Source organism: Vibrio sp. 378, from assembly GCF_033339435.1.
In genome coordinates this window covers 1-537 of the sequence record NZ_JAWOUO010001075.1, presented here as the reverse complement: position 1 = coordinate 537, position 537 = coordinate 1, and the positions used below count along the sequence as shown (strand labels likewise).

General features: G+C 49.3%; 1 protein-coding gene. It reads left to right on the top strand.

The genetic code is table 11. The annotated features are described in order from the left end of the window. Window positions 1–537 (top strand): GAD domain-containing protein (locus R7Q48_RS30445; RefSeq protein WP_318134141.1); only part of this gene is annotated, 537 nt, incomplete at both ends.

The window sequence follows — 537 nt, the reverse complement described above, 5'->3', positions numbered from 1 at the left end:
CTAGAGCTAGTAGACGTTGCAGACCTAGTAAAAGACGTTGAGTTCAAAGTATTCTCTGGTCCAGCGAACGACGAAAAAGGCCGCGTTGCAGTTATCCGTGTACCAGGCGGTGCAGAGTTAACTCGTAAGCAAATCGACGGCTATGCAGAGTTCGTAGGTATCTACGGTGCAAAAGGTCTAGCATGGATGAAGGTGAACGACCGTGCAGCAGGTGTGGAAGGTATCCAATCTCCTGTAGCTAAATTCCTAAGCGAAGACGTGATCAACGGTATCCTAGATCGCACTCAAGCGGAATCTGGCGACATCATTCTATTTGGTGCAGATAAAGCTAACATCGTTGCGGAAGCACTAGGCGCACTTCGTCTTAAACTAGGTAAGGACCTAGGTCTGACTAAAGAAGGCACTTGGGCTCCTCTATGGGTTGTTGACTTCCCAATGTTCGAGGAAGACGACGAAGGCAACCTACACGCGATGCACCACCCATTCACATCACCTCTAGGTGTGACAGCGGAAGAGCTAAAAGCGAACCCAGCAGTA